Source organism: Streptomyces ruber, assembly GCF_014648075.1.
GTDB lineage: Bacteria > Actinomycetota > Actinomycetes > Streptomycetales > Streptomycetaceae > Streptomyces > Streptomyces ruber.
This window is the reverse complement of sequence record NZ_BMQK01000003.1, coordinates 1-25,856: the sequence shown is the minus strand read 5'-3', so window position 1 is coordinate 25,856 and position 25,856 is coordinate 1. Positions and strand designations below refer to the sequence as shown.

The 25,856-nt window shown below is 69.1% G+C and carries 18 protein-coding genes and 1 pseudogene; 8 read left to right on the top strand and 11 right to left on the bottom strand.

What is annotated here, in order from left to right; translation table 11 throughout:
* Positions 1–267: 267 nt before the first annotated feature.
* Together IEZ04_RS08300 and IEZ04_RS08295 are read right to left on the bottom strand one after the other, a co-directional pair.
* Positions 268–1,569, bottom strand: a complete 1,302-nt coding sequence (locus IEZ04_RS08300) for an RICIN domain-containing protein (RefSeq protein WP_189216612.1) — start codon at positions 1,567–1,569, stop codon at positions 268–270.
* A gap of 100 nt (positions 1,570–1,669) precedes the next feature.
* On the bottom strand, positions 1,670–3,100 hold the full coding sequence (locus tag IEZ04_RS08295) for an endo-1,4-beta-xylanase (protein ID WP_189216611.1): 1,431 nt from the start codon (positions 3,098–3,100) through the stop codon (positions 1,670–1,672).
* Between the two features lie 556 nt (positions 3,101–3,656).
* Between IEZ04_RS08295 and IEZ04_RS08290 the strand changes: the two genes are divergently transcribed.
* From IEZ04_RS08290 to IEZ04_RS08270, 5 genes are all read left to right on the top strand, one after another.
* Complete coding sequence (locus IEZ04_RS08290; protein WP_189216075.1) at positions 3,657–5,123, top strand: non-reducing end alpha-L-arabinofuranosidase family hydrolase; 1,467 nt, start codon at positions 3,657–3,659, stop codon at positions 5,121–5,123.
* 290 nt (positions 5,124–5,413) lie between these two features.
* Positions 5,414–6,427, top strand: a complete 1,014-nt coding sequence (locus IEZ04_RS08285; RefSeq protein ID WP_189216074.1) for a siderophore ABC transporter substrate-binding protein — start codon at positions 5,414–5,416, stop codon at positions 6,425–6,427.
* 51 nt (positions 6,428–6,478) lie between these two features.
* The gene (locus IEZ04_RS08280) at positions 6,479–7,450 is read left to right on the top strand and encodes an ABC transporter permease (protein WP_189216073.1); all 972 of its coding nucleotides are present in this window, start codon (positions 6,479–6,481) and stop codon (positions 7,448–7,450) included.
* Positions 7,443–8,483 carry an iron chelate uptake ABC transporter family permease subunit gene (locus tag IEZ04_RS08275; protein ID WP_189216072.1) on the top strand — a complete coding sequence of 347 codons (1,041 nt, stop codon included), beginning with the start codon at positions 7,443–7,445 and terminating at the stop codon, positions 8,481–8,483. Before IEZ04_RS08280 ends, IEZ04_RS08275 begins: the two co-directional genes overlap by 8 nt.
* Complete coding sequence (locus tag IEZ04_RS08270) at positions 8,480–9,238, top strand: iron ABC transporter ATP-binding protein (RefSeq protein WP_189216071.1); 759 nt, start codon at positions 8,480–8,482, stop codon at positions 9,236–9,238. The genes IEZ04_RS08275 and IEZ04_RS08270 overlap by 4 nt, the downstream gene beginning before the upstream one ends.
* A gap of 63 nt (positions 9,239–9,301) precedes the next feature.
* Here IEZ04_RS08270 and IEZ04_RS35575 read toward each other — a convergent pair whose 3' ends face one another.
* Entirely contained in the window at positions 9,302–9,424 is a 123-nt protein-coding gene (locus tag IEZ04_RS35575; protein WP_268245657.1) for a hypothetical protein, read from the bottom strand.
* Here IEZ04_RS35575 and IEZ04_RS08265 point away from each other — a divergent pair.
* Positions 9,423–9,680, top strand: coding sequence for a hypothetical protein (locus IEZ04_RS08265; protein WP_189216070.1), 258 nt, complete (start codon positions 9,423–9,425; stop codon positions 9,678–9,680). The two genes, IEZ04_RS35575 and IEZ04_RS08265, sit on opposite strands and share 2 nt — an antisense overlap.
* Before the next feature lies 1 nt (position 9,681).
* On the opposite strand, the gene IEZ04_RS08260 is transcribed toward IEZ04_RS08265, so the two are convergent.
* The 4 genes from IEZ04_RS08260 to IEZ04_RS08245 all read right to left on the bottom strand — a co-directional run bounded on the left by IEZ04_RS08260 (position 9,682) and on the right by IEZ04_RS08245 (position 12,206).
* Positions 9,682–10,092 (bottom strand): hypothetical protein, encoded by a 411-nt coding sequence (locus IEZ04_RS08260; RefSeq protein WP_189216069.1) that lies wholly within the window; start codon positions 10,090–10,092, stop codon positions 9,682–9,684.
* Positions 10,093–10,682: 590 nt separating this feature from the next.
* Entirely contained in the window at positions 10,683–11,078 is a 396-nt protein-coding gene (locus IEZ04_RS08255; RefSeq protein WP_229820900.1) for a type II toxin-antitoxin system VapC family toxin, read from the bottom strand.
* Complete coding sequence (locus tag IEZ04_RS08250; RefSeq protein ID WP_229820899.1) at positions 11,075–11,350, bottom strand: hypothetical protein; 276 nt, start codon at positions 11,348–11,350, stop codon at positions 11,075–11,077. The genes IEZ04_RS08255 and IEZ04_RS08250 overlap by 4 nt, the downstream gene beginning before the upstream one ends.
* A 418-nt stretch (positions 11,351–11,768) precedes the next feature.
* Positions 11,769–12,206, bottom strand: coding sequence for a GntR family transcriptional regulator (locus IEZ04_RS08245; protein ID WP_189216068.1), 438 nt, complete (start codon positions 12,204–12,206; stop codon positions 11,769–11,771).
* A 366-nt stretch (positions 12,207–12,572) separates the two neighbouring features.
* Between IEZ04_RS08245 and IEZ04_RS08240 the strand changes: the two are divergent.
* Positions 12,573–13,115, top strand: a pseudogene (locus IEZ04_RS08240) (tyrosine-type recombinase/integrase); the annotation flags it as partial.
* A 91-nt stretch (positions 13,116–13,206) separates the two neighbouring features.
* On the opposite strand, the gene IEZ04_RS08235 reads toward IEZ04_RS08240, so the two are convergent.
* Positions 13,207–13,623, bottom strand: coding sequence for a hypothetical protein (locus IEZ04_RS08235; RefSeq protein ID WP_189216067.1), 417 nt, complete (start codon positions 13,621–13,623; stop codon positions 13,207–13,209).
* A 3-nt stretch (positions 13,624–13,626) separates the two neighbouring features.
* On the bottom strand, positions 13,627–21,588 hold the full coding sequence (locus IEZ04_RS08230) for a polymorphic toxin-type HINT domain-containing protein (RefSeq protein ID WP_189216066.1): 7,962 nt from the start codon (positions 21,586–21,588) through the stop codon (positions 13,627–13,629).
* Positions 21,589–22,041: 453 nt separating this feature from the next.
* On the opposite strand from IEZ04_RS08230, the gene IEZ04_RS08225 reads away from it, so the two are divergent.
* The gene (locus tag IEZ04_RS08225; protein WP_189216065.1) at positions 22,042–25,299 is read left to right on the top strand and encodes a DNRLRE domain-containing protein; all 3,258 of its coding nucleotides are present in this window, start codon (positions 22,042–22,044) and stop codon (positions 25,297–25,299) included.
* 99 nt (positions 25,300–25,398) lie between these two features.
* Here the strand turns inward: IEZ04_RS08225 and IEZ04_RS08220 are convergent, their stop codons facing one another.
* Together IEZ04_RS08220 and IEZ04_RS08215 are read right to left on the bottom strand one after the other, a co-directional pair.
* Positions 25,399–25,653: a hypothetical protein gene (locus IEZ04_RS08220; RefSeq protein WP_373296273.1), complete on the bottom strand. Its 255-nt coding sequence runs from the start codon at positions 25,651–25,653 to the stop codon at positions 25,399–25,401.
* A 7-nt stretch (positions 25,654–25,660) separates the two neighbouring features.
* The coding region (locus IEZ04_RS08215) for an alpha/beta hydrolase (RefSeq protein ID WP_189216064.1) at positions 25,661–25,856 on the bottom strand (196 nt) is incomplete at its 5' end.

The following is a 25,856-nucleotide window of genomic DNA, read 5'->3' as shown; positions in this document are numbered from 1 at the left end:
GTGTCAGCGTCGCGTCGATGCCGGCGCGTGAACAAGGGCCACCCGGTCCTCACCGAGGGCCGTCAGCCCTTGTCCGGGGTCCGTGCCGCCACCGTCGACGGCCCTGGTCTCGTCGCTCCGCAGGCGGAGGACGCGCTTGCCGCGGCCGCCTTCTTCGAGGAGCGCCTCGACCCGCGCCGGGCCCCGGTCTCACCGCCGCCCCACGCGCATGGACGTCGACGGAGTGGAGCCAGGATCGTCCCGGCTCCACTCCGTGGTGCGTGCGTGTCACTGGAACTGTGCGAAGAACCTCCAGATCTCTGCTTTGGTCCAGGTGGCCACGCCACTTTCGGAGGGGGAGCCGTCGACCGGACCGGGTATGTGGTCTCCGTCGAACGCCGCCCATTGGACCGGGTGTCCGGCACGGCAGCCCGAGTAGGTGGTAGTGACGTGCGTTCGGCTGCCCGGCGCGGGCTCGCGCGGGCTCTGGGGAGTGCAGCCGTTGGTGCTGACGAACCTGTCGCGCAGGGACCGCCCTTGCGCGATGTTGAGGACGGAGTCGCTGATGCCGTGGATCCCGAAGTAGGCGATGGGCTGGGTGCCACCGCTGCACCCGCTGATCTGAGCGCCGGAGATGACCGCGACGGCCCTGAAGACGTTCGCCCGGCTGCACGCGAGTGCGTAGCTCATACCGCCGCCCCAGCTGAATCCCGTGGCGAAACGCTGTGCCGGGTTGACACAGAGGCCGCCCTCGATGCGCCGGATCATGTCGTCGACGAAGGTGACGTCCTCACCGCCCGAGTTGGCCCAGCCGTTGCCGAGGCCCTGGGGGGCGACGAGGATCGCGCTGTTGTTCGACTGTTCCTGTTGGCCGTAGTAGGACCATGCGCTCCCGCTCGTGCCGCCCGAGGCGACGTCGTTGGCGGTTCCGCCCCGCCAGTGGAAAGCGAAGATCAACCGGTAGGGGCGGTTGTTGTCGTAGTCGGTGGGGACCCTCAGGATGAAGCTGCGGCTCTTGCCACCGCTCTGGATCGTGTGCGTACCGCTCGCCAGAGTCGGGGCGCTGCCGCATCCGCCGCCGCCACCCGACGACAGCTTGATCATCTGCCATTGCTGGTTGGCGCCGCCCCAGTCGGTGTACTGGACGACGTTGCCGCCGTCGGCGGTGGAGGCGCCCTGCACCTCCACCGCCTTGCCGCTGGTGCGGTTGATCAGCCGGACGTGGCCCGCCTCGGAGTCGGCCAGGCGGAACTGCTGGTTGGCCCCGTTGTGATCGGCCCACTGCTGGATCGCGGCACCGTCCGCGGCCGAGGCGCCGGCCACGTCGAGAACCTTGTCCGAATGCCGGGCCTTGAGGCGGTAGAAGCCGTCGCCGGAGTCCACGAACCGCCACTGCTGGTTGGCTCCGTCGTTGCGCGTCCACTGGCCGACCCGCGCGCCGTCGGCGGTGGACGCGCCGGAGACGTCCAGCGCCTTGCCGCTGTTGCGATTGACCAGGACGTACCAGGTGTTGGTGTCCACCGTCGCCGCCTCGGCGGGCGCCGGATCCACCGCGGCGAGCATGCCGACCGCGAGGGTCGCCGCCACCACGGCGGCGATCCGGGACCACCAGCGATGTCTTCGTGGAGGGACGAGGAGGGCCGCATCGTGGGCCGTCATCGATTCACCCCTTCGTTCGTGGCGGGCCGTGTCAGGTGCGGGTCCAGCGCTGGTTGCTGCCGTTCGAGCAGGAGTAGAGCTGGATCTGGGTGCCGTTGGCGGTGCCGTTCCCGACGGCGTCGAGGCACAGGCCGGACTGGACGCCGACGATGGATCCGTCGGAGTTGAGGCGCCACTTCTGGTTGTCGCCGCCCCAGCAGCTGTAGATCTGGACTCTGGCGCCGTTGCCGGTGCCGGCGGCGTCCAGGCACTTGTTGCCGTAGACCTGGAGCTCACCGGCGGCGGTGTACGTCCACTGCTGGTTGGTGCCGCTGTTGCAGTCCCACAGCTGGACCTGGGTGCCGTCGGAGGTACTGGCGCTGGGCACGTCCAGGCAGCGGCCCGAACCGACGCCCTTGATCTGTCCGCCGTCCGCGGGGGGCGTGGAGGTACCGCCGTTGAGTGCGTTGAGGACGGAGGTGTAGGCGGGCTTCTTGCTGCCGTCGCCGTTGAACAGCAGCGGCGTGTCCTGTGCTCGCCAGGAGTCGGTGTCGCGCACGCCCCAGACGGTGATGCCGAGGCAGCGCGCGACGGCCAGGCAGTCGTTGACCACGTTGGCGTAGGTCGTGGGCGAGGCGCCCTGGATGTCGAGTTCGGTGACGGCCACGTCGACGCCGAGGGCGGCGAAGTTCTGCAGGGTGGTGCGGAAGTTGCTGTTGTAGGGGCTGCCGCTGTTGAAGTGCGACTGGAAGCCCACGCAGTCGATCGGCACGCCGCGCTGCTTGAAGTCCCGGACCATGTTGTACATGGCCTGGGTCTTGGCCCAGGTCCAGTTCTCGACGTTGTAGTCGTTGTAGCAGAGCTTGGCGGCCGGATCGGCGGCGCGCGCGGTGCGGAAGGCGACCTCGATCCAGTCGTTGCCGGTGCGCTGCAGGTTGGAGTCGCGCCGGGCTCCGGAACTGCCGTCGGCGAAGGCCTCGTTCACGACGTCCCACTGGGCGATCTTGCCCTTGTAGTGGCCCATCACGCCGTTGATGTGGTCGATCATCGCCTGGCGCAGTGCGCTGCCGCTGAGGCTCTGCATCCAGCCGGGCTGCTGGGAGTGCCAGGCCAGGGTGTGACCGCGCACCTGCTTGCCGTTCTGTACCGCCCAGTTGTAGACGCGGTCACCGTTGGCGAAGTTGAACTGGCCCCGTTGCGGCTGGAGGGCGTCTATCTTCATCTCGTTCTCGGCCGTCACCGAGTTGAACTCACGGTTCGCGATCGACGTGTACGTCGAGTCGCCCAGCCGGCCCGCGGCGATGGCGGTGCCGAAGTAGCGGCCGCTCTGCGCGGCGGCGGCGCCGAGCGTGCTCTCGGCGGCGTGTGCGGCCGGCGGCGCGACCAGTGCGGTGACCACACCCAGGACGCCGACGAGCAGCGCCAACAGCAGCCCGCGGACCCTCCGGCGGACAACGGGTCTGGGAAGGGCGTACGAGCCCATGGCTGTGCCTCCAGGATCGGGATCGAGACGGCGGTGTTTCGACAGAGGCATGCGGGTACTCCATCGCGGCTCAGCCGGGGGGCCGCCACGCGGCGTCGCGTACCTCTCCGACTGCGCGAAGAGTCAGGATGCGCTGCTGCGAACTCACCGGTACAGAACGGGGTGGCGCAGGGTGCTTCGGTGCTGCGTGGATCTGTCGTGCAGCACTGACCGCCCAGGGCAGGGCAGGCATGGTTCGGTATCCCGAACCACGGCCGGTTCCTCAGACAGGGATGATTGAGGTGTTGACGAAGATCGTCAATACTCCCCGCAGAAAAAGTTTCCGCTCTTCGCCCGAAACTTTCGGGATCGCCCTTCTGTCCACAACCCTCGAGAATGGCGATCACTCTTGCGAACTTGGCGACAAGTCTTGACCGGAGGGCCCCGCATTCCTAGCTTGTGGCGTCGAAGATTCCGGGCCTTCTTCGAAACCTTTCGAGACGGCCCCTCCCCCTGGCACGTCCGCTCCGCAATTCATCGAGGTCACCTCACCCCCGCCCCCGAAGGAGGCCCTTTGATGAGGTTCCGCCACCCGTCACCGGTCCGCCCAAGACGATTACTCGCCGTCCTTGCGCCCTTGCTGCTCGTGGCCGCCTTCCTCGGCGCCCAGCCCGCCGGCGCGGCGACCGTGGACCCCAACGCCTGGTATGTGCTGGTCAACCGCAACAGCGGCAAAGCCCTGGACGTCTACAACATGGCGACCGACGACGGCGCCCGCACCACCCAGTGGACCAGGAACGACCAGAACCAGCAGCAGTGGCAGTTCGTCGATTCCGGGGACGGCTACTACCGCATCAAGTCCCGCCACTCGGGCAAGGTGCTGGACGTCTACAACTGGTCCACCGCGAACGGCGGCTCGATCGTCCAGTGGTCCGACCTGAACGCCGCCAACCAGCAGTGGCGGCTGGCCGACAGCTCGGACGGCTACGTCAGGATCGTGTCGCGCCACAGCAACAAGGCACTCGAAGTACAGGGCGGCTCCACCGCCGACAACGCGAACATCGTCCAGTACGACGACTGGGGCGGCACCAACCAGCAGTGGCAGCTCGTCCGGGTCGGGGCCGGGAATCCCGGCCAGTGCGACCTTCCGTCGACATACCGCTGGACGTCGACGGGCGCGCTGGCGCAGCCCAAGCCGGGGTGGGTCTCGCTCAAGGACTTCACCGTCGCCCCCTACAACGGCAGGCAGCTCGTCTATGCGACGACGCACGACACGGGGACGAGCTGGGGTTCGATGAACTTCGGCCTGTTCACCAACTGGTCGGAGATGGCCTCGGCCAGCCAGAACACGATGTCGAGTGCCACCGTCGCGCCCACGCTCTTCTACTTCGCGCCGAAGAACATCTGGGTGCTCGCCTACCAGTGGGGCGGGACCGCCTTCTCCTACCGGACGTCGAGCGACCCCACCAACCCGAATGGCTGGTCGTCCCCGCAGGTGCTCTTCTCCGGAGGCATCTCCGGCTCCCCGACAGGACCCATCGACCAGACGCTCATCGGTGACGGGACGAACATGTACCTGTTCTTCGCCGGTGACAACGGCAAGATCTACCGGGCCAGTATGCCGATCGGGAACTTCCCGGGCAGCTTCGGCACGGCCTCGACCGTGGTCATGAGCGACACGACGAACAACCTGTTCGAAGCCCCGCAGGTCTACAAGCTGCAGGGCCAGAACCGCTACCTCATGATCGTCGAGGCGATCGGCTCGCAGGGCCGCTACTTCCGCTCGTTCACGGCCACCAGCCTGAACGGCTCATGGACCCCCCAGGCCACGAGCGAGAGCAACCCCTTCGCCGGCAAGGCCAACAGCGGCGCCACCTGGACCAACGACATCAGCCATGGCGAACTGATCCGCACCAGCCCCGATCAGACCATGACCGTCGATCCCTGCAATCTGCAGCTGCTCTACCAGGGGCGCAGCCCCAGCTCGGGCGGTGACTACGGCCTCCTGCCCTACCGTCCGGGTCTGCTGACACTGCGGCGCTGACGACACGACACGACACGGTCCGGCTCCGGTGCGGGGCCGGTGGTGGCCGTCGCCCCGGTCACCACCGGCCCCCACAGGCCGCCGACCTCTTCCGGCACGACACGTCCGACAGCGCGCCGGCATCGCGCCCTGGCCTCATGGGCGGACCCCCACGCCAAGCGCAGGCAAAACACAGGTTAGCCTTACCTAAGTCGCAGGCCCGGCACGGCGGTGATCCGTCGTGCCGGTTGCTTCGTCGTGCTCTTGTCCCCGCTTGTCGCCTGCCCCTGGCAGGCTCGGAAGGCCGCACCATGGTTCAGTCCCGCCCCTCCCGTCTGTTCCGTCGTCGCCCGCGACCCGCTCTCGCCGTCGCCGCGCTGACCGGCACGGCCGTCCTGCTGACGGGCTGCTCCTCCGGCGGTGACGGGCAGGCGGAGGCGAAGGGCTCCGGAGAAGAGGTGACGATCGCGACCAACCTCGGCGAGCAGAGCGTGCCGAAGGCGCCGGAGCGCGTCGCCGCCCTGGACAACACCTCGTTCGCCACCCTGAAGGCGCTCGGCGTGAAGCCGGTCGCCGTCCCCAAGGGCCTGCTGCCGGCCAACGGCTTCGAGGACTGGGCCGAGGACGACTCCATCGCCGACGTCGGCACCCACCGCGAACCCAAGTTCGAGGAGCTGAACGCCGCCGAACCGGACCTCATCATCGGCGGCTACCGGTTCGGTGACCACCAGGACCAGCTGGCGAAGATCGCCGACACCATCGACGTCGCACCGTCCGACGACGCCGAGAGCGGCTACGTCGAGTCGCTGAAGACCCAGACCGAGACGCTCGGCAAGATCTTCGGCAAGGAGGAACAGGCCGCTGACATCGTCGAGGCCCTGGACACCGCCGAGCAGGCCGCCGTGGACGCCACCGACGGGGAGTCCGTCTTCCTCGGGGTCGTCACCGCGGGCAAGGTCGACAACGGCGCCTCCCGGATCGGCCGGCTGGCCGAGCCGCTGAACCTGAAGAACGTGCTCGGCGGCGAGGGCCAGGAGGACACCTCCGTCCACAACGACTCCGGTCTCGCCCCGGAGACGATCGCCCAGCTGAACCCCGACTGGATGATCCTGATGGACCGTGACGCCGCCGTCGCCGAGGAAGGGCAGGAGACGACGGCCGCCAAGACGCTCGTCGAGGGCCAGGAGGCCTGGAAGAACACCACCTTCCGGGAGAAGAACCAGGTGATCTACCTCCCGGCGGACTTCTACGTGACCGAGGGCGCGCAGGCCTACACGAACGCCTTCCAGGAGGTCGCCGACGCCTTCGAGAAGGCCGCCGCGTAACCGGCCCCGCCGACCTGACCGAGTGACGAGGAGCCGAGAGAGCACCGCCCGATGCGCCGACTAGCCCTGCCCGCCGCCGTCCTGGTGACCCTGGCCCTGGTGGCAGCCTCCCTGATGACGGGGGGATACGACATCGATGTGAACACCCTGCTGCACGATCCCGAGGCACGCCGGATGTTCCTCGTGTCACGGGTGCCCCGCACCCTCGCCCTGGTGCTCGCGGCCGCCGCCATGGCGGTGTCCGGGGTCATCATGCAGATGCTGGTGCAGAACCGGTTCGTCGAACCGACCACCACCGGCACCAGCGAATGGGCGGCGCTCGGCGTGCTCCTTCTCACGCTCCTCGCCCCCGGTGCGCCGATCCTGGTGAAGATGGCCTGCGCGGCCGTCTTCGCCTTCGCCGGGACACTGCTCTTCCTCACCCTGCTCAACCGGATCGCCCTGCGGTCCCAGGTGATCGTGCCGATCGTCGGCATCATGCTCGGTGCCGTCGTCGGCGCGGTCACCCTCTACATCGCCTCCGCCACCGACCTGATGCAGACGCTGTCCGCCTGGCGGTCCGGCGGCTTCAGTTCGGTGGTGCGCGGTCACTACGAGCCGCTCTGGGTCGTCGGCGTCATCGTCGTCGTCCTGTACGTCGCCGCCGACCGGTTCACCATCGCGGGCCTCGGCCGCTCGGTCGCCACCAGTCTGGGCCTGCACTACAAGCGCGTGCTCTTCCTGGGCCTGGCCATGGTCGCGCTCGCCACCGGCGTCACCTCGATCGTCGTGGGCTTCCTGCCGTTCCTCGGCCTCGTCGTGCCCAACCTGGTCTCGGCCGTCCGCGGCGACGACGTCCGCTCCAACCTGCCCTGGACGGTACTGGCCGCGATCGTTCTGCTGATCGTGTGCGACCTGGTGGGACGTACCGTCGTCGCGCCGCTGGAGATCCCCGCCTCGGTGGTGCTCGGCGCGGTCGGCGCCGTCCTCTTCCTGACGATGACCCTGCGCCGACGCGCCCTGAAGGGAGCGGTCCATGCCTGAGACACGTACGGCAGCGACCGGGACGCGTACGGCCGCGGTGCGCGGATCCGCCCCGTCCCGGCCCGCCGCGGCGACGAAGCGGCAGCCCTCCCCGGCCCGGCGCCTGATCGTCGTGGCCGTCCTCGTGGCCGTCGCCGCCACGTGCTTCCTCTCCCTCTTCGTCAAGGGGTCCTTCGAGTTCGCGATCGAGCGGCGGCTCATCCTCCTCGGCGCCATCACGGTCGCGGCGTTCGCGCAGGGCGTCGGCACGGTCGTCTTCCAGACGGTCACCCACAACCGCATCCTCACCCCGTCGCTGATGGGCTTCGACGCGGTCTACACCCTGATGCAGACCCTGATGGTGTTCGTGTTCGGCGGCAGTGTGCTGGCCACGACCGACGGGCTGCCCAAGCTCCTCACGCAGACGCTGCTCATGGTCGCGTTCACCACCCTGCTCTTCCGGTGGCTGTTCAGCGGCCCCACCGGCTCGCTGCACGTGCTGCTGCTGGCCGGCGTCGTCCTCGGCATCGCCTTCCAGTCGCTCTCCGTCTTCCTGCAGCGACTCCTCTCCCCCGCCGACTACGACGTCCTGTCCACGCGTCTGTTCGGCAGGCTCTCCACCGTGGAGGCCACCCATCTCCCGCTCGCCTTCGCCGTCTGCGCGGTCTGCGCGGTGGTGCTCTGGCGGCGCCGCCACCGGCTCGACGTCCTGCTGCTCGGGCGGGACACCGCCCGGGGGCTCGGCCTGGACCACCGGCGTGAACTGACCACCGCGCTGATCGTCGTCGCCGTACTGGTGTCGTTCTCCACCGCGCTCGTCGGCCCCATGACGTTCTTCGGCTTCACCGCCGCGCTCCTCGCCTACCAGTTCGCGGGCACGCACCAGCACGCCTTCGTGCTGCCGATGGCCTTCCTGCTCGGCCTGCTGACCCTGCTGACCGGCCAGTTCGTGATGGAGCACGTCCTGTACGCGTCCGGCATGCTCACCGTCGTCATCGAGTTCCTCGGCGGCGCGGTCTTCCTGACCCACCTGCTCCGGAGGGGCTCCCTGTGATCGAGTTCCACGACCTCGTCAAGTCCTACGGCGACCACACCGTCCTCGGTCCGGTCAGCGGCCGGATCGAACGCGGCGGCGTGACCTCCCTGATCGGTCCCAACGGCGCCGGCAAGTCCACCCTGCTGACCTTGCTCGGGCGGCTGACCGACCCCACCTCGGGCACGGTGACGCTGGACGGCGTCGACGTGCACAAGGCGCCCTCGGCCGAGGTCGCCCGCAAGCTCGCCATCCTCCGCCAGGAGAACCACTTCACCGCCCGGGTCACCGTCCGCGAGCTGGTCGCCTTCGGCCGCTTCCCGCACAGCCGGGGCCGCCTCACGTCCGAGGACCTCGGGCACGTGGACCGCGCCCTGGACTTCCTCGACCTCACCGCGCTTTCGGGCCGCTACCTCGACCAGCTCTCCGGCGGCCAGCGCCAGCGCGCCTACGTCGCCATGGTGCTCGCCCAGGACACGGACTACGTCCTGCTCGACGAGCCGCTGAACAACCTCGACATCAAGCACGGCGTACGCATGATGGAGCGGCTCCGGGCCGCCGCCGACGACCTGGGCAAGACCGTGGTTCTGATCGTCCACGACATCAACATCGCGGCCGGTTACTCGGACCGCGTCATGGCCCTGCGCGACGGGAAGGTGGAGGCCCATGGCACGCCGGAGGAACTGATGGAGCCGGAGACGCTGAGCGGCATCTTCGACACGCCGGTGCGGGTGCACGTGGTGGACGGGAGGCCGTTGGCGGTCCATCACCGCTGAGCTGCTCCTCACCGCCGACCGCCGGGCCGATGATGATCACGTTACGGGCGCGCAAGGAGCGGCTCACGCATCCGGAACCCGACCACATGCGGCGCACATGGCGTTGCGGTGAGCGGTGGCGGCTTCGGACTCGGTGCCGGCCTCGATGCATAGCTCCTCGTCGGCGGCAACCTCGTCGTCAGTCATGTCGCTGGTCGTGCCGTTTCCTCGTCCGCTCGGCGCTGGGCAGTCATCCGCACAGATCCGGGACGGCCGGCTCGCACGAGCCGGCAACACCGAAGCATCGTTGCGACTCGCGCGCTACGGGAAGCCGCTCGCCTGGGCGCAGCTCGCCCTCGTGTATGGCGGCGCACAGGACGTCGGCGGCTTCGAGTACGGCGGCCGGGGGGCTTTCGCCACAGATGCCCCGCTGCGGATGACGGCGGGGCATCTGGCGTACTGACTTACTGCCAATCAAAGAGATATCGGTTGGCTACTCGATCGAAGGATTCGATGATCTGTCGCTGAGGGAGATTGAACTCAGCCTCAGCCCAGCGACACATCGCCACCGAGAGTCCCTCGATCTGAAAGTCGGATTCGACGTACGAGACTTCCCCTACCGTGACAGTGACGGGGCGCCCGTCCACACGGCGAGAGACCTCGAAGGCAACCGACGACAGCCCTTCAGCCAGTCTCTCCTTATCAAGAGGCGATAGTTCAGCGGCCGATCCGGCGAAGGCAAGCCAGACAGGAAGATCAGATGCCAGGCGCTCCTCTTCGCGCCCCGCCTGAAGTTCGGCCGTCGCCGTGATGGCGATCCTGATTCCCCAGGAGGACTGCAAGACCTTGTATACGTACGTTCTGGATTGCCTCATCAGTCAAACCTCAACAGGTGGAATACCGCAGAAGAGAAGAAGTGTTCCGTTCCGCGTGCTGTCGGTCTGGAGATGTAAGCGAGGCCATGGTTGGGTTCACCGTCCCACAGAAGGCTGTGTCTGTTCATGAAGTCCGTCACTGCATCGTCCGACATGCTCCCGAGATGCGCTTGGGAGAAACCCGCGAGGTCTTCGTTTCGGACCGTGAATCTCATGATCTGAGCCCCGGGCTTGTTTGCCGCGTAAGCCTCGGCCTCGGCGCGGCTACCCCATGAGTAAACACCGGGCCCGAAGTGCGCCCTGTGCGGTTCGGTAGGGAAGGGGTGCCCGCCGGAACTGAGGCGAGCCGCATCATCCGCTCCTTGAACGGTGTAGAAGTCGGTTGTGCCGCAGTTATGAACGAGCACCGGCGTGGCATCCGCCAGCACATAGTACGTGTGCTACGCGACCCCTCCCCGCCTGCGTTTTCGCAGGTCATCGGCGGTTTCGTGCTCCGTCGGCGTCCGTGGCTGTGCCCTGGCATCCGTGCTTGTTGCCGTCAGCGCTGCCGTCAGAGGTACAGCCCCACTGGACGGGCTACGGCAGGAGTGTCAGCGCGGGGACGTGGGCGGGCTTGACGACGCTGAAGTGCCGCCGGTCGAGGGTGGCATCCGGTCCACGCCGAAGCGCTCGGCCACCGCGATGACCGAGGCGTCGACCCCGCCGAGCGGGAAGTCGGCGTACTGGAAGACCAGCTCACCCATGCGTGTCAGGTCGGTGGGAGTTAGGTGGACCAGCTCGAATGTTCCCCGTGCGACCTCGGCGAGGAACGCCGCTTCGACCTGGGGCCAGCGCTCCAGCAGCCAGCAGACCTCGGTCATGACCGGGCTGGACAGCAGACGGCGGCCGGTCAGCGACGTCAGCAGGGAGGCGCACTCCGGGTGGCGCCTGTCGGCCGCGTTGAACGCCGCGGCCAGGGGTCCGGTGTCCAGGACCGTGGCGATCACGCCGTGTCGCCGAAGCGCTCGCGCATCCGCTCGCGGATGTAGTCGTCGTGCCGTTCAGCCAGATCCTCTGGGCCGTTCACGCTGCCGATCAAGGCCAGCAGCCCGGCCGGGACCGACTCCTCGTCCTCGTTCGCGTCGACCGCCGGCAGCGACTGGGCGACCTGGGACAGTTCTTCATCCTGGGTGACGAGCAGGCGCAGGCGTCGCACCTGGGTCGGGGTGAGCCGGTCCACCAGGTGGTGCATGTCCTCGTAGTCGTATGCAGCGGTCACGCCAGCAGTGTAGGACGACCCTGCGGCCTGGGGCAGCCGGATCGGCAGAGGTTCACCCCCGCCGGTGTGGTGCCGGCCACCGCCCTCGGCGAGCCTGCGCGACGCGCGTGAAGAGTCGGCCCCCTGGTCGGCCCTTGCCTGCGATCCGGCCGTAGGACGGTCGTAGGCGATAGCTTGCTGTGCCAGGAGCCCGGCCCCGGTCATCCCGGCGATCTGGCCGGTTGCCCCTCCCGGCAGCCCGGCTACCGCGACGGCTCGGTGCCTCCGGTAGCGCCTGATCGCGGGAGCGGACGGCGGAGTTCGCCGGCGACGGCGGCCAGCCTCGGCGGGCGGTGCCCGCCTTGAACCTCGTAGAGAAAATCTGGACGCACGCCCCCAGGCCACGCTTGTCCGGTCCTGGGCCACGCGGCACGGCGGGTCAGCGGCCCCCCTCGCCGCTGCCTGACTCCAGGGCTTCGATGCGGCCACGAAGGTCGGCAATCTGCTGAGCAGCCTCGGCCAGCGCACGTTCCAGCGCCTCGACGCGGGCCGCCGTCCCGGTGGCGGGCGCGGTCGCCTCGGGGCCGTCGAGGTCATCAGCGTCACCGGCGTCATCTGCGTGGTCGTGGTGGGCGACGAAGGCGCCCTTGCCGGGGCGGGAAACCGCCCACCCCTCCTGCTTCAGCAGGACCATGGCCTTCTGCACGGTCAGGCTCGACGCCCCGAACTCCCGCATCAACACGGCCTGCGTCGGCAGCGCATCACCCGGCCGCAGCCCGCCGGAGCGGATGCGCTCGCGCAGGGTCTCGGCGATGACCTCGAACGTCAGCGGTACCCCGCTGCCCGCCGGCCTGCGCCCGCGCCGCCCCACCACCACGCCCGGTCACCCCCGCTTTCCACGCCATCTACCAGCAATATCCGGCCCGTCCGAACCGGGAAACCGGCCCCACACTACCCGCGTCCCGACCCCACAGAAAGGAATGAGGAGGGATGCACTTGAATGCACCCGTGAGGTGATGTTAACGTCACGCACCCGCCGGTAATCACCACCGCGCCCCGCCGACCAAGCCCCCACTGGTCCGGCCCCGCGCCCGACTTCGAGGCGCCCCGTTCCCCTGTGAGCCGATCACTTCGGCCTGCCCACGCCACCCCGCGCCGTACCACTTCCGCGCTCCCGCCGAAAGGCCCCGTTCCGCATGCCCGCACAGCTCCAACCCCCGTACTCCCCAACTGTTCCGGCCACTGGAAAGACCTCGACCTCGACGGCGGCACCGCCAGCATTTACCGCTCCCTCCAGCGCACCCCCACCGGCGGCCTGACCATCCTGCACACCAAGACCCGCGCCTCCGAACGCCGCATCGTCCTCCCCACCGAATGTGTCCACTCCCTCAAGTCCCACCAGGAACGGCAGCAGGAAGAGCGCCGAGTCGCCGGGACTGCCTGGTCAGACAGCGGGCTCGTCTTCACCACCCCGACCGGCGGCCCTCTCCACCCCGCCAACCTCACCCGCCGCTTCGGCCGAATCGTCAACCGGGCCGGGCTCCGCCGCATCCGCTTCCACGACCTCCGACACTCGACCGCGACCCTGCTCCTGGAACAGGGCGTCGACCTCGTCGTCATCAAGGAGCTGTTGGGTCACGCCCACATCGGCGTCACCGCCGGCGTCTACGCCCACGTCCGACTCCGGCTCCAACGCCAAGCCATCAACGCCCTGGGGAACGCGCTACAAGGGACGCCCCTCGCCCATCCGCCCCATACAGCAACAGACGGCTGGTGCACTCTATGAACGTCGGTGCCCCCCACGAGGTCTCGTGGGGGGCACCGACGTTCGGCCCTGTTGCCGTCAGCGTTGCCGTCACACGCCGATCCAGGTCCTTCTACGCGTCTCTGCCTGCATCAGAAATCGGCAAGTTGAAGAACTGATATACGGCTACTCGCTGGCCTTCCACGGAAGTCACCTGCGACGGTTCCGCCGCTGCGAAGATGTCGACAATCTCTTTCTCTTCGGCGGACCGGGAGAGGACTGCAGCAAAGCGGCCATTATCCATCTGTTGCTGCATTCCGGATGGAAAGACGTCTGGTCGCGCGCCTTGGCAGCAAAGCAGGAGATCTTCCTTCTCCAGGTCAGTTCGAGCGCTCAGGAGACACTTGAACAGATTCGACTCAGTGAAGGACTTCCAGTCTCCGTCTGAGAACTTCATTCTCAAGCTCGCCCCCTCCCTGTCAAGGATCTCGAATGAGACTGGAACGACTGAGGAACCTCGTCCTACAGCCAGCAGTTCAACCGACTCCATGCCTCACTCCCGATAGTTCGGATTTGGGATCCACTCTCCTGTTGTTTCATGCCAGCACCCACGTATGTGACATGAATCAATGGCACGCGGAACAGCTATCTCTGCCTCGTTTGCGTGAACATTTCCAGGGATCCTCTTGTTCACGTCAATCCCTCCAGATGCACCTCTGGAGTCGATTACGTAAGTGTGGCCCTTCCGGCTCAGCGCGTGAGACTTCGAGGTGGTCGTCGACACGAATCCAGAGTCGGGGGTATAGACCCCGGAGACACCCGCTACGTGCTCCTCTAGATTCATATTGTCTCCCTTGGGCGCGAATCCTCCATCGAAGATTTCGCTGGGATCCCGGGTGTCGCTGCGATACACGTCCCCACAGTTGTGAACGAGTACCGGTGTCGCCCCCGCCAGCACATAGTACGTGTGCACGTCACTGACGGTCAGATTGTGAACCGTCGCGCCCTGCACCGTCCGCCGCTCGACCGCCGTGACCTGCACTCGCGTGCCGGCCCCGGTCTGCAGCCACGCGCCCGCCGTCAGGTCCGTGGCGTCGATCCACTCGCCGAGTTCCGGCACCCAGAACGGGTGGCCGTCCGTGGCGGTGACCGTGGCAGTTGCGTCGCCCTTGTCGCCGTCGGTGTCGATGGTGACCTTGACCAGGTGCTTGAGGCCCTCGCCCTTGATCTCGGCGGTGACCGTCTCGACGGTGGTCTCGCCCGTCTCCGGGTCGGTCGCCAGGACCTTGTCGCCGACCTCGACGTCCTCGATCGCCTTGGTGGAACCGTCGGCCATCAGGACCTTGGTGCCGGGGACGAAACTGTTGTTGATCGGACAGGAGCCGCCGGATTCACCTGCCTTGCCGGCACCGCTGTCCCCACTGCTGCCCGCGTTGCTCCGCGACGACCCGCCCGAGGAACCACCGGACTTGGACGAGCCGGCCTTGCTGCCGCCGCCGCCGGAGCTCTTGTGCGTGCTCGCCGCGGACGACACCTTCGGCGCGGCCTTCGCCTGGGCCTGTTTCTGGACCGGGCTGCCTGTCTTCTTCGTCTGGTTGACTGCCGCGTTACTCGTCGTCTGTTTCTTCTCGGCAGCCTTCTTCTTCGCCTCCTGGGCCGCCTTCTTCTTCCGCTCGATGGCCGCCTTCTTGGCCGACAGAGCCTTCCGTTCGGCCGCCTTCGCCGCCGCCAGGACCTTCTCCGCCTTCTTCTTCGCGGAGCGCCACGCCTGGATGGCGTTGATGGTGCGGTTGACCGCCTTGAGGACCGACGGGATCTTGCCGAGCTTGGTCCACGGGATCGCGCCGATGATCAGGCTGCCGCAGGACCACATGTCGCCGCCGAAGCAGGCCATCGCGTCGCTGATGCCGATGAAGTCCTTCAGCGTCGACCAGGCGACGGAGAGCACCACCGAGCTGAGCGAGCGCCGGGAGTCCGACTGGGCCTGTGCCACCTGCGCCGCCGACAGACCCGCGCCCGCCAGGGCCGCGGCCCGTTCCGATGCCGTCAGCGAGACCGCCAGACCTGTCGGGTCCGACAGCGTCACCGGGTTGTTGTGCGCGTACGCGTACCCGTTCGCCTGGAGCGGGTCGGCCAGGTCCAGGACCGGGTCGGCCGAGAGGAAGCGGCCCACCGTCGGGTCGTACAGACGGGCGCCCAGCGGGGTGTAACCGGAGGCGTCGTCCTCGGTGGCGCCGAGGAAGCCGGCGTGGGTCTGGAGGTTGCTGCCGGAGGTGGACGCGCCGCGCTGGTTGCCGAAGGGGTCCTGCTTGCGGATCCGTACCTGCATGTCGCCGTCCATGGCGACCTCGGCGTAGGTGGTGCCCTGGTGGTCACCCGTGACGGCGACGAGCCGGCCGTCGCCGCTGCTCATGCCGTACAGGTAGCGCAGGACGGTGCCGCCCGGCGCGCTGTACGAGCGGTGGGTGCTGACCAGCTTGCCGCCCTGCTGGGTGGTGACCTCCGTGTCACCGAGGTGCAGGGTGGCCTGCTTGCCCTGGACGGTCAGCAGGGCGCCGCCGTCCGGGCCGTAGATGTAGCGGGTCTCGTCCTGCGGCTCCCACTTCTGCGCGGTCGACGTGGCCGAGCAGGTGGCGAGCACGGCGGGGGTCTTGTCGGCGGTCGCGCCGTCCTTGACCGCGACGCACAGTCCGGACGCCGCGTGGATCAGCTGACTGTCCGCGGTGCGCTTGAACTGCTGGGCCGAGGTGCCGTTGCACTTCTGGAGCTGCAGGGCGGAGCCGGCCGTGCCGGACGCCGGGGCGAGACACCACTTGTCGTCGTAGACGGTCATGGTGCCCAGGTCCGGGTCGGACTGGCCGGGCGCCACGCGGAAGGCCCACTTCTGCCCGGGCACACCGGTGCAGGGGTACAGGTGCACCGGCTGCTTCTCGGTGGTGATCCCCGCGTTCAGGTCGAGGCACTTGCCGCCGGGGCCGACGTAGGCGGACCTGCCGCCGGAGCCCTGCCCCGTGATCCGCTCCACCTGGCCGTCCGGAGTCCACGTGATGGACTGCGTGTCGCCGCTGTCGACGGACGTGACCTGCTTCGTCTCGCCGGTCAGTTCGTACAGGCGCTCCGCCTCGGCCGTCACCTGGGCGCCGGCCTCGGTGACGTACTTCTTGGTGACCTTGGTGAGGGTGTGCGGCTGGGAGCCGTCCTCCTGGTCGCCGTACGCGTACGTCGTCACCGCGTCCTTGGCGGTGTCGCCGGTCAGGTTCTTCTCGGTGAGCTTCTTGCGGTTGCCGAGCAGGTCGTACTCGTACTGCTGCCAGTAACCGGAGTCGTCCGGGCCGGCGGTCACGTTCGGGGTGCCGTCGTCCTTGACCGGGCCGTCGACGCAGTGGTCGAGGTCGGCGGAGGTCCAGGCCTCGGTGAGCTGGCCGAGCGGGTCGTAGGTGAAGCACTGGCGTTCCGCGATGCCGGTGGAGCGCTCGCGGATGCCCGTGACGTTGCCCGCGCTGTCGTACCAGTAGGAGCGGTGCGAGACCAGGTTGCCGCTGACGCGGGAGGTGTCGCCCGTCTGCTCGCGGAAGACCTGCTGGTCGGTGAGTGCGCCGCTGGCGTCGTCGTACGTGGAGTAGGTCCAGACCCGGTACGGCTGGGCGCCGAGGGTCGAGCGGAGGACCTGGCCGTAGGGCGAGTAGGCCGTCTCCGCGCCGTACCAGTCCTTGCCGGAGACGGAGAGCGGGAGGCCGTCCTCGTTGTAGCGGACGACGAGCTTCTCGGCGTCGAAGCCACCGGCCGCCGGGAGGGTTCCGCTGAGGAGCAGGCCCGTGTCGTCGTACTCGTAGGTGTTCGTGTAGGTGCTCTTGAAGCCCCAGGGGGCGGTGACGGCGTCCGGCAGGGTGAGGGTGGTGGACTTCGGCTGGTAGTCGGAGGTGTAGCCGCCGACCGTCAGCTGGTAGGCCTGGCCGTCGGTGTAGCGGACCGAGGTCGCCGGCATGCCCTTGCCGCCGGACGCGGTGTCGTACGTGCTCGACGACAGTCTGGTGCCGCTGCTGCTGTCGAGCCGTGTCTCGATCGGGCGGGACAGGTCGTCGTAGCCGGTCCAGATGGTGATGCCGCGCGCGTTGGTGACGGTCACCGGGCGGTCGAGGTGGTCGTACGTGGTCCTCGTGGTGCCGGCGTCCGGGTCGGTGGCGGTGAGCATCCGGCCGCGCTGGTCGTAGGTCCAGCTCCAGGTGCGCTTGGCGTTCTGGGCGCTGGTGGCCTTCACCAGCTGTCCGAGCGCGTCGTACTCGTACTTCATCGACGTGTACTTCGTGCGCTCGCGGTCGGTGAACGTGTCCACCTGGGTGGTGCGGCCCAGGGAGTCCGACCACACCCGGTAGGACGGGGCGCCCTCCGGGTTGACGACCGTGGACCAGTCCTTGCCGTACTCGTAGGAGGTGGCCCGGGAGGACATCGGGCTGCCGCCGAGGACCGGGAGCTCCTTCACCACGCGGCCGAGGCCGTCGTAGGTGTACCGGGTCATGTTGGGGACGGCCGTGTCGGCGAGCGGGGTGAAGAGCTCGCCGCTCGGGTCACCGTCGGCGAGGTAGGCGTTGTTGGTCTGCCAGACCTCACCGGAGCTGTTGTAGAGCGTGTCGGTGATCAGGCGGCCGCCGCCGGTGGCCGGTTCCTGGGACTGGCGCTCCCGGCCGAGGCCGTCGTAGACGGTGACGGACCTCTCGACCCGGTCCTCGTGCCCGCGCGTCTTGGTGACGATGTACGGCGGTCTGCGGTCCGGGTCGTCCGGTTCGATCACCGGGATGTTGTACTCGGCCTCGAAGTCGGGGACGGCCGAGGACGACGGCGTGCGGCCGGGGCCCCACGCCTGGGAGAGGCGGCCCAGCGGGTCGTACACCGACTGGGTGACGTGGCCGTTGGCGTCGGTCGTCTTCAGGGTGGTGCCGCGGCCCGGCTCGACCTCCTGGGTCGAGGTGTGGCCGAGGGTGTTCTTCTCGGTGACGCGGAACGCCTGGCCGGTGGGCGGGTCGTAGGTGGTGGTGGACGCGTTGCCGTCGGGGTCGGTGGTCTTCACCACGCGTCCGATCGGGTCGAAGTCCACCTCACCGTCGTTCTGGAAGCCGGAGCCGTCGGCCTTCAGCGACCAGGTCTGGGTGACGAGGCCACGGGTGGAGTCGCCGAGGGCCGCGCCGTAGGCGCCGTTGTCGTAGGCCGTGCGCGAGCCGGAGGCCAGCTTCTCCAGGTCGCCGAAGTCGGCTTCGGCGCAGGTGGTGGCGGAGGTGAGGGTCTGCTTGGTGAGACCGACCAGGTTCTTGCCCGTGTGGTGGACGTACTCCAGCTTGGTGCAGGAGACGTCGCCGGTAACACCGGTATCGGTCTTGTCGCCGAGTTCCTCGATCTGAACGGGCAGGCCGTACGTCGTGTCGTAGGTGGTCTTCGTCTCCAGCTCGTGGACGACGTCCTTGCTGTCCCGGGTGTACGTGATCTGCCGGGCGTCGTTGACGCGCCAGGCGCGCAGCGGGCTCAGGCCGTCACCGCGGTCGCGCCGGGCGAGCTCGGTGGCCGTCGGGACGGTGACGGAGCGGGTGAGCCACTTGTCGTCGGCGTCCGTGGCCTCGCTGTAGGTCAGCTCCTCGGCGATGCGGCCGGCGAAGGGTTCCTCGTCGGCGGCGATCTGCGCGCCGGTGACGCTCTTGACCTGGACGTCGTCGCCCATGCCGCGGAAGAAGCGGGTGACGGCCTTCGTGCGCTTGCTGCCGATCGCCTCGTCGTCGTCACCGGTGATGACGGTGGTCTGCTCGAAGCCCGCGAACTGCGAGTACGTGCGCGTGGACTTCTTGGTGAACTCCTGCTCGGCCAGCTTCCAGCCGGCGCCGCTGTACGCGTACGCGGTCTCGGTCGAGTAGGAGCCGTCGACGTTCGGCAGTTCCTCGACCTTCTCCACCACGTACTTGTGGAACCAGTCGATGTCCTCCTTCTCCGGGTCCGGATGCCAGAAGACCGGGTAGCACAGCCGGGTGTTGGACTTCAGCTGCGCCGTGTCGCCCTTGCCGGGCAGGCCGGTGCCGGTGGCGCACTGGCCCTCGGGCTGCTTGTACGAGATGACGGTCTCGCCGCCGTACTCGTTGATGACGCGGGCGACGCGCAGGCGGGAGAAGCCGGGGCGCGGGTCGTTCTCGCCGCGCATGACCCGGTTCGGCATGTCGTCGGCGTTGGGCTCGAAGCGCACCGGGTTGAGGGTGACGCTCTTGTCCGTGGAGCCGTTGCGGGCGAAGCCGGTACGGCTGATCGACTCCAGCCACAGCGCCGTGTTCGGGCCGGTGCGCAGGACCGGGAAGGACTGCGTCAGGTTGTAACGGTCCACGACCTGGCGGGCGTCGGTGTCGGTGCGCCGCTGCGCCGAGGTCTGGATGGTCTCCAGCCGCTTGGTCGACCAGAACGACGGGGCCGCGTTCCAGCACATCTTGCCGGACTCGCAGCGCAGGTCCGCCGGGGTGTCGTACCAGATGCGGTACTTGCCCGGGTCCTTCGACTTGAAGTTCTCGTCGCTGCAGGCGAGTCCGTCCTCGGGGAAGCAGCGCTCGGCGACGGTGAAGCTGACGCGGCCCGGAGCGGTGGCGTCGAAGACGCTGTCGCGGCGCTGGCCGTAGTCGATGTGGGACAGGTAGCCGTCGCGGTGGTAGGCGACGGGCGCCTTCCAGTTGAAGTTGCGGGCGTAGTAGTTGGTGTCGCGCTTCCACCACAGCGACATCGCGTTGCCGTGCACGTCCTCGACGTAGTCGAGGTTCCAGCGCCACGCCTGCTTGCAGTGGGAGCCGGCCCAGTCGCCCGCCTTGTAGCAGGGCTCGCCCTCGTGGTTGCCGTAGACCGGCACGGTGAGCACGGAGTTGGTGACCGGGTCGTCGGTCGCGGAGCCGTTGTCGGACCAGCCGGGGAGCTTGTGCAGGCCGAAGTGGTACCGGGTGCCGTCGCGGGTGGTGACGATCCAGTACTCGCCGTCGGCGTCGCCGTTGCCGAGGCTCGTGTCCTTCTTCTGCTCGACCTTGGAGCCGTCACCGCTGGCGGTGGTCCAGGTCTTCGCGTCCTCGTCCCACACCAGCTCGGTGGTGGCGCCGCCGAGGGTGAGGGTGGCGTTGTTCGAGCCCCAGCACATGTCGCCGGTGCGGTGCTTGGCGTTGTTGGAGCCGGCCTTCTTGGAGTCCTCGCGGCAGTTCGCGTAGGTACGGGTGATCGAGCCGGGGTTGTAGTCCCAGCCGTCACCGATCCAGGACGCCTGGTTGTTGGTGGCGGAGGTACGGCCGTCCACGGACTGCGACGAGTAGCTCAGTGCCACCTGCGGCGTCAGACCGCCCACCGCCTCCGGGACCTGCACCTGGTAGCCGTAGGTGAACGCGCCGGAGGACGAACCGGCCGCCCAGGAACCGGAGGACTGCAGCGGGGTGGCCGTGAAGTCACCGGCGGCGGAGGCGCCGGTGTCGAGGACGCCGAGGGCCCGGGAGCCGGTGTCGGCTGCGGCCGACCTCAGGGACATGGCCGACACGCCGGTGTCGGAGGCGGTCCTGCCGTCGGCGCCGGCGGTCTCGGCCGGGGCGTCGCCCAACAGCTCGCCGACCGGCACGCTGGCGGTGACCGTCCGGCGCTTCCGCGGCGCCTTGCTGTCGTCGCCCTCGTCCGCGGCGGTCGCGGCCAGGCTCGCGGTCCTCGCGGTCGTGGTCAGGCCCGCGGTCCTCGCCGTGGTGGCCGGCTTCGTGGTGTCCGCCTGGTCGACCAGCTCGATCTCGCTGGGCAGCGGCTCCATCAGCGCGGACGCCGCGGTGCCGGGATCGGCCGAGGAGTCCGGGTCCTCCCCGGTGGCCTCCTCGGGCGCGCAGTCGCCGCTGCCCGGGGAGTCGATCACGCAGTCGGGCAGCAGCACCACGCCGAAACGGTCCGCGGCCTGCGGACCGTACAGGTCGGCGAAGGAGGTGTAGTCGACGCCGACGGTGACCTCGGCCTCCGGGTCGGCGGTGGCCGGCGGGGTGATCTCCATCAGCAGGCCCGCGACCTCGGCGGTCTCCGACGCCTCCGGGGCCTTCAGGTCGACGGCCCACTCACCGGCGAGCGCCGCGGGGTCGCCGTCCTCGGGCACGCCCAGGGACACGGTCGGGACGTTCTCGACGGGCACCGTCTGGCCGGGCTGCGCCCCGGTCAGGTCGGCGGTGCCCGTGCCCGCGGTCCAGGGCTCGACCGCCACCGGCTGGTACGGGGTGTTCTCCACCTCGGGCGCGGTGGTGAGGTGCTGCTCCGCGCTCTCGTCCTGGCCGACCTTCTCGCTCTCCGGCAGGTCCGGGAGGTCGACCGCCGTCTTCTCGCGCGGCTGCGGCGGGACCGCGATCGCGGTCCCGGCGAACAGGCTGGTCCATGTCAGCGTCGAGGCCAGGGCGACGACGACCGCCGTGCGGGCGTGCCGGCGCCGACGGCGCCCCGACTCGGTCGAGGGTGACCGGGCGGCCCCCCACCAGGGCCGCGGACCTGTTGCACGCATACGCGTCGACTCCCACCAGGCGTGAAGGAACAGCGGAAACAAAGCGAAACGAGGTGCGCGAACGTCAAAGAGCGCACGCCCGGTGGCTCGCGCCGCATACCGTCCTGCACGCCCCGTCTCTTGATCAAGTGCACGCACAGTGACCGAGCGTGGCCACTGGTGATGTCGGTCACGCCCGTACTCACAGCGATCCGACTGATCGGACAAGTCGGGCCTTGGCCGGAAAGCCATACGGAGTCACGAAGTCCGGAGCGGCTAAACCCTGCGGATCGCGCCACACCATGTCTGGAAGACGTCACTCCACGTGTTGATCACAGATCAACAACAGTGCTCTCACTGGGCGTTCACAGCCCTGGCGTGCGAAGGTGCGGGCGCCTGCACCCCCGCGGTCCGCCGAACGGGGCTGTTCGTGCTGCCCGCCCCATTCGTCCGGTCCCTACGGAGACGACCACCGTGACCGCGCCCCGCCTGCTCAGACCACTCGTGCGCACCCGCGCCAGGCTGTCCCTCACCCTCGGCCTGGTGCTGACCGCACTCATCGCTTCCCTGCTGCCGTGGTTCGTCGGTGGACCCGACGACGACGCGCAGGCCACCCGTAACGGCACCGCCAAGGCCGAACAGGCCGGCGACGGCCCCCGCGACGAGGCGGAGGCCGTCGCCGAAGCCCGGCGCACCGGCAAGGAGGTGCTGGTCGAGACCGCCACCACCGCCACCGCCCAGACGTGGGCGCTGCCCGGTGGCCGGATGCGCACCCAGATCCACGCGGCCCCGCAGCGGGCGAAGACCGCCGACGGCCGGTGGGCCCCCATCGACACCGACCTCCGTCGCACCGAGGACCGCTCCGACGAGGGAGACGAGGGAGCCGGAGCCGGTGACGGACTGGGCATCAGCCCCGTCAACCCGGTCCTCCCCGTCCGTTTCGCCGACGGTGGCGGCGGCAGGACGGACGAGGACGGCCGGGACCGCGCCGACCGTTCGTACCGCCGCGGCGTCCTCGCCGACGGAGACGGGAACGGGAGTGGGGCCGGGAACGGGGACACCGTCCTCGCCGAGGTGGAACTGGGCGGCCACACCGTCGCGTACACCTGGCCCGGTTCACTGCCCGAGCCGGTCCTCGACGGCCCGCGCGCCCTGTACCAGGAGGTCCTCCCCGGCGTCGACCTGCTGCTCGTGGCCCGCGAGGAGGGCGGCTTCGCCCAGCTCCTCATCCTCAAGAACCGCGAGGCCGCCGACCACCCGGCCCTGCGCACCCTCGACTACGGACTGCGGTCCGACACCGCCGAGTTCGAGCACGACGCCGAGACCGACACCGTGCGGGTCCTCGACCCGAAGACCGGTGACGAGATCGGTTCCGTGCCGACCCCGTTCGCGTGGGACTCCTCCGGCCAGGAGTCCGACCTCGCCCCCGGTGCGGAGACCCGCACCTCCACCGCCACCGCCGCCGACGTCCTGAAGCTCTCCGGCCTCAGCGGCATCGAGCCGGGCGCGCGGAGCAGTTCGCTGCGGACCGCGCTGGAGAGGGACGGCTCCGGCGTCCGTCTCTCCCTGGACGTGGCCGGCGCCGGACTGCTCGGCCGTGACGACGTCCGGTACCCGCTGTTCGTCGACCCCACGCTCAACCCCGGCTGGAAGGCGTGGACCGTCGCCTACAAGCCGTACCCGAACAGCAGCTTCTACAACGGCACCAACTTCAACTCCGGCACCTCCGACGCCCGTGTGGGCTACGAGAACGAGACCCGCGGCACCGCCCGCTCCTTCTGGCGGATGGAGTTCCCCAGCAGCGCGAAGGGGGCCACCGTCACCAAGGCCACGTTCAAGGTGCTCAACAACCACTCGTGGTCCTGCGAGAAGCGTCAGTTCAAGCTGTACCGGACCGGTGCGATCTCCTCCGGCACCACCTGGAACAAGCAGCCCAGCTGGACCGACCACCTGCAGGACCTGTCCTTCGCCCACGGCAACGGCGACTACGGCTGCTCCGACGAGTACGTGGCGTGGGACGTCGAGGACGCCGCCCAGTACGCCGCGGACGCCGCCGCGTCCACCGTCACCCTCGGCATGCGCGCCAGCGACGAGACCAGCGTCTACACCTGGCGCAAGTTCCGCGCCACCTCCGCGACCATCCAGCTCGTCTACAACCGCAAGCCGAACGAGCCCAAGAACGGCAAGACCACCCCGGGCGGCGCCTGCATGGTCACGCCCCAGTCCCGGCCGGTGGGCAAGACGAACATCCGGCTCACCGCCACCGCCACCGACCCCGACGGCAACCTGCACAAGCTCCGCTTCCGCTGGTGGAAGTCGGGAGACGCGACACCCTCGGGCACCCTGGTGACGCCGAACAGCAGCGGCACGGCCAGCCTGGACATCCCCTCCAGCAAGCTCACCGACAAGACCACGTACAAGTGGGACGTCCGCGCGGAGGACTCCGAGGGCGCCCTCTCCAGCTACTTCCCGCCCGGGACCTCGCCCTGCCAGTTCACCGTGGACGCCTCCGCGCCCTCCAAGCCGGAGATCGTCAGCGAGGACTTCGACGAGGCGACCGACGACGGAGCGACCTGGACGAGCAAGAAGTTCGGCCAGAGCGGCTCGTTCACCGTCACCTCCGCCGGCGCCACCAAGATCAGGTACGGGTTCGCGGGCAACTCCTACACGGAGGTGAACGCCACCCAGACCACCGACGACGCCGGCAACCCGGTCGGCACGGTCACCCTGACCCTGAAACCGCCGAACGCCGGACCCAACGCCCTGCTGGTCTACGCCCGCGACGCCGTCGGCAACCAGAGCGAGCGCGCCGACTACGTCTTCTACCTGCCGCCGAGCGAGACCGCCGACGGCCCCGGCGACGTGGGCGGCGACGGCATCCCCGACCTGCTCACCATCAACGCGAGCGGCAACCTGCGCTCCTACCCCGGCATCGAGGAGGGCGAGCTCTACACCTCCCTCGCCGCCGGCTACACGAGCGACGGCAAGCTCAACCCGCCCGGACACTGGTACGACCCGGCCACCGGCAAGGCGGCCCTGATCACCAAGTACGGCGACGCCTACCCGGGTGACGGGATCACCGACCTCTTCGCCCGCACACCCGACGGCGGCTTCTGGCTCTACCCGGGTGACGGCTACGGCAGCTTCGACGTCGACGAGCGGCTGCGGGTGCGCCTGCCCGCGGGAACGCCCGATCCGGCGAAATGGCTGCAGATCAAAGCCGTCGGCGACGTCACCGGCGACGAGCGTCCCGACCTCTTCCTGCGGACCGGCGACAGCTTCTGGGCGCTGCTCGGGTACACCGGCGGCAGTTTCCAGCAGGCGGTGGAGCTGCACTACGAGGCGTGGGCGGACCGCGACATCGTCAACGTGGCCGACATCGACCTCGACGGCACTCCCGACCTGCTGTGGCGCAACACCGTCAACGGGAACATGTACGTCCGCCACGGCAAGCCCGGCGCGGTCGGCGGCAGTGTGGACCTGGGCTCCCTGAAGACCGCGGCGGTCTCCAGGGAGGGCAAGGACACCGTCTACGGCACCAGTTGGACGGCCGCCAACGTCGACACCGTCATCGGCATCCCGGACGTCAACGGGGACCGCATCCCCGACCTCTGGGCCCGGTTCGCCGACACCGGCAACGTGAAGGTCTACCACCCGTCGAAGACCAACACGAACGCCCCGGTGAAGACGGTGATCTCCTCCGACTGGAGCGCCGTCAAGGCCTTCGGCTGACCCCGCCGCCCTCCCCTCCGTCCCGCTGACGCGGTACGCGAGAAGCCCCGGACCCGCATCGCATGGTCCGGGGCTTCTCGCGTACCGCCGCGCGTCCGGTCAGCCCGTCGCGCGCACCGCCTCCAGGATCAGCTCGGCCACCGCCCCCGGCCGGGAGCCGGCGACCGCGTGGAACGCGCCCTCGGCCTCGACGACGGCCGCCCCGGCCCGCTTCGCGGCGGCGAGGCCCCTGGTGCCCCCCTCGGGCACGTCGGCGGCGAGGACGGACGGGGAGGCGTCCTCGGCGATGGTGACCTCGACGGGGGTGCCACCGCCGTGGACGAGGACGACGGCAGGTGTGGGGCTCGTGCCCATACCGGCCTCAGGCGGTGTGCAGGGCGGTGCGCAGGACGGCGACGGCCTGGTTGATCGCGGCTTCGGCGGCGTGGGTCTCGCGCAGGGCGTCGAGCATGACGAAGTTGTGGATGACGCCCTGGTAGCGGACGGCGGTGACGGGCACGCCGGCCGCGCGCAGCTTGTTCGCGTAGGCCTCGCCCTCGTCGCGCAGGACGTCGGCC

Coding starts and splice junctions, on each gene's coding strand:
- IEZ04_RS08295 (WP_189216611.1), bottom strand. CDS start 3,100: ATGGGCTCGTACGCCCTTCCCAGACCCGTTGTCCGCCGGAGGGTCCGC.
- IEZ04_RS08290 (WP_189216075.1), top strand. CDS start 3,657: ATGAGGTTCCGCCACCCGTCACCGGTCCGCCCAAGACGATTACTCGCC.
- IEZ04_RS08285 (WP_189216074.1), top strand. CDS start 5,414: ATGGTTCAGTCCCGCCCCTCCCGTCTGTTCCGTCGTCGCCCGCGACCC.
- IEZ04_RS08280 (WP_189216073.1), top strand. CDS start 6,479: ATGCGCCGACTAGCCCTGCCCGCCGCCGTCCTGGTGACCCTGGCCCTG.
- IEZ04_RS08275 (WP_189216072.1), top strand. CDS start 7,443: ATGCCTGAGACACGTACGGCAGCGACCGGGACGCGTACGGCCGCGGTG.
- IEZ04_RS08265 (WP_189216070.1), top strand. CDS start 9,423: ATGTCGCTGGTCGTGCCGTTTCCTCGTCCGCTCGGCGCTGGGCAGTCA.
- IEZ04_RS35575 (WP_268245657.1), bottom strand. CDS start 9,424: ATGACTGACGACGAGGTTGCCGCCGACGAGGAGCTATGCATCGAGGCC.
- IEZ04_RS08260 (WP_189216069.1), bottom strand. CDS start 10,092: ATGAGGCAATCCAGAACGTACGTATACAAGGTCTTGCAGTCCTCCTGG.
- IEZ04_RS08235 (WP_189216067.1), bottom strand. CDS start 13,623: ATGGAGTCGGTTGAACTGCTGGCTGTAGGACGAGGTTCCTCAGTCGTT.
- IEZ04_RS08230 (WP_189216066.1), bottom strand. CDS start 21,588: ATGCGTGCAACAGGTCCGCGGCCCTGGTGGGGGGCCGCCCGGTCACCC.
- IEZ04_RS08220 (WP_373296273.1), bottom strand. CDS start 25,653: ATGGGCACGAGCCCCACACCTGCCGTCGTCCTCGTCCACGGCGGTGGC.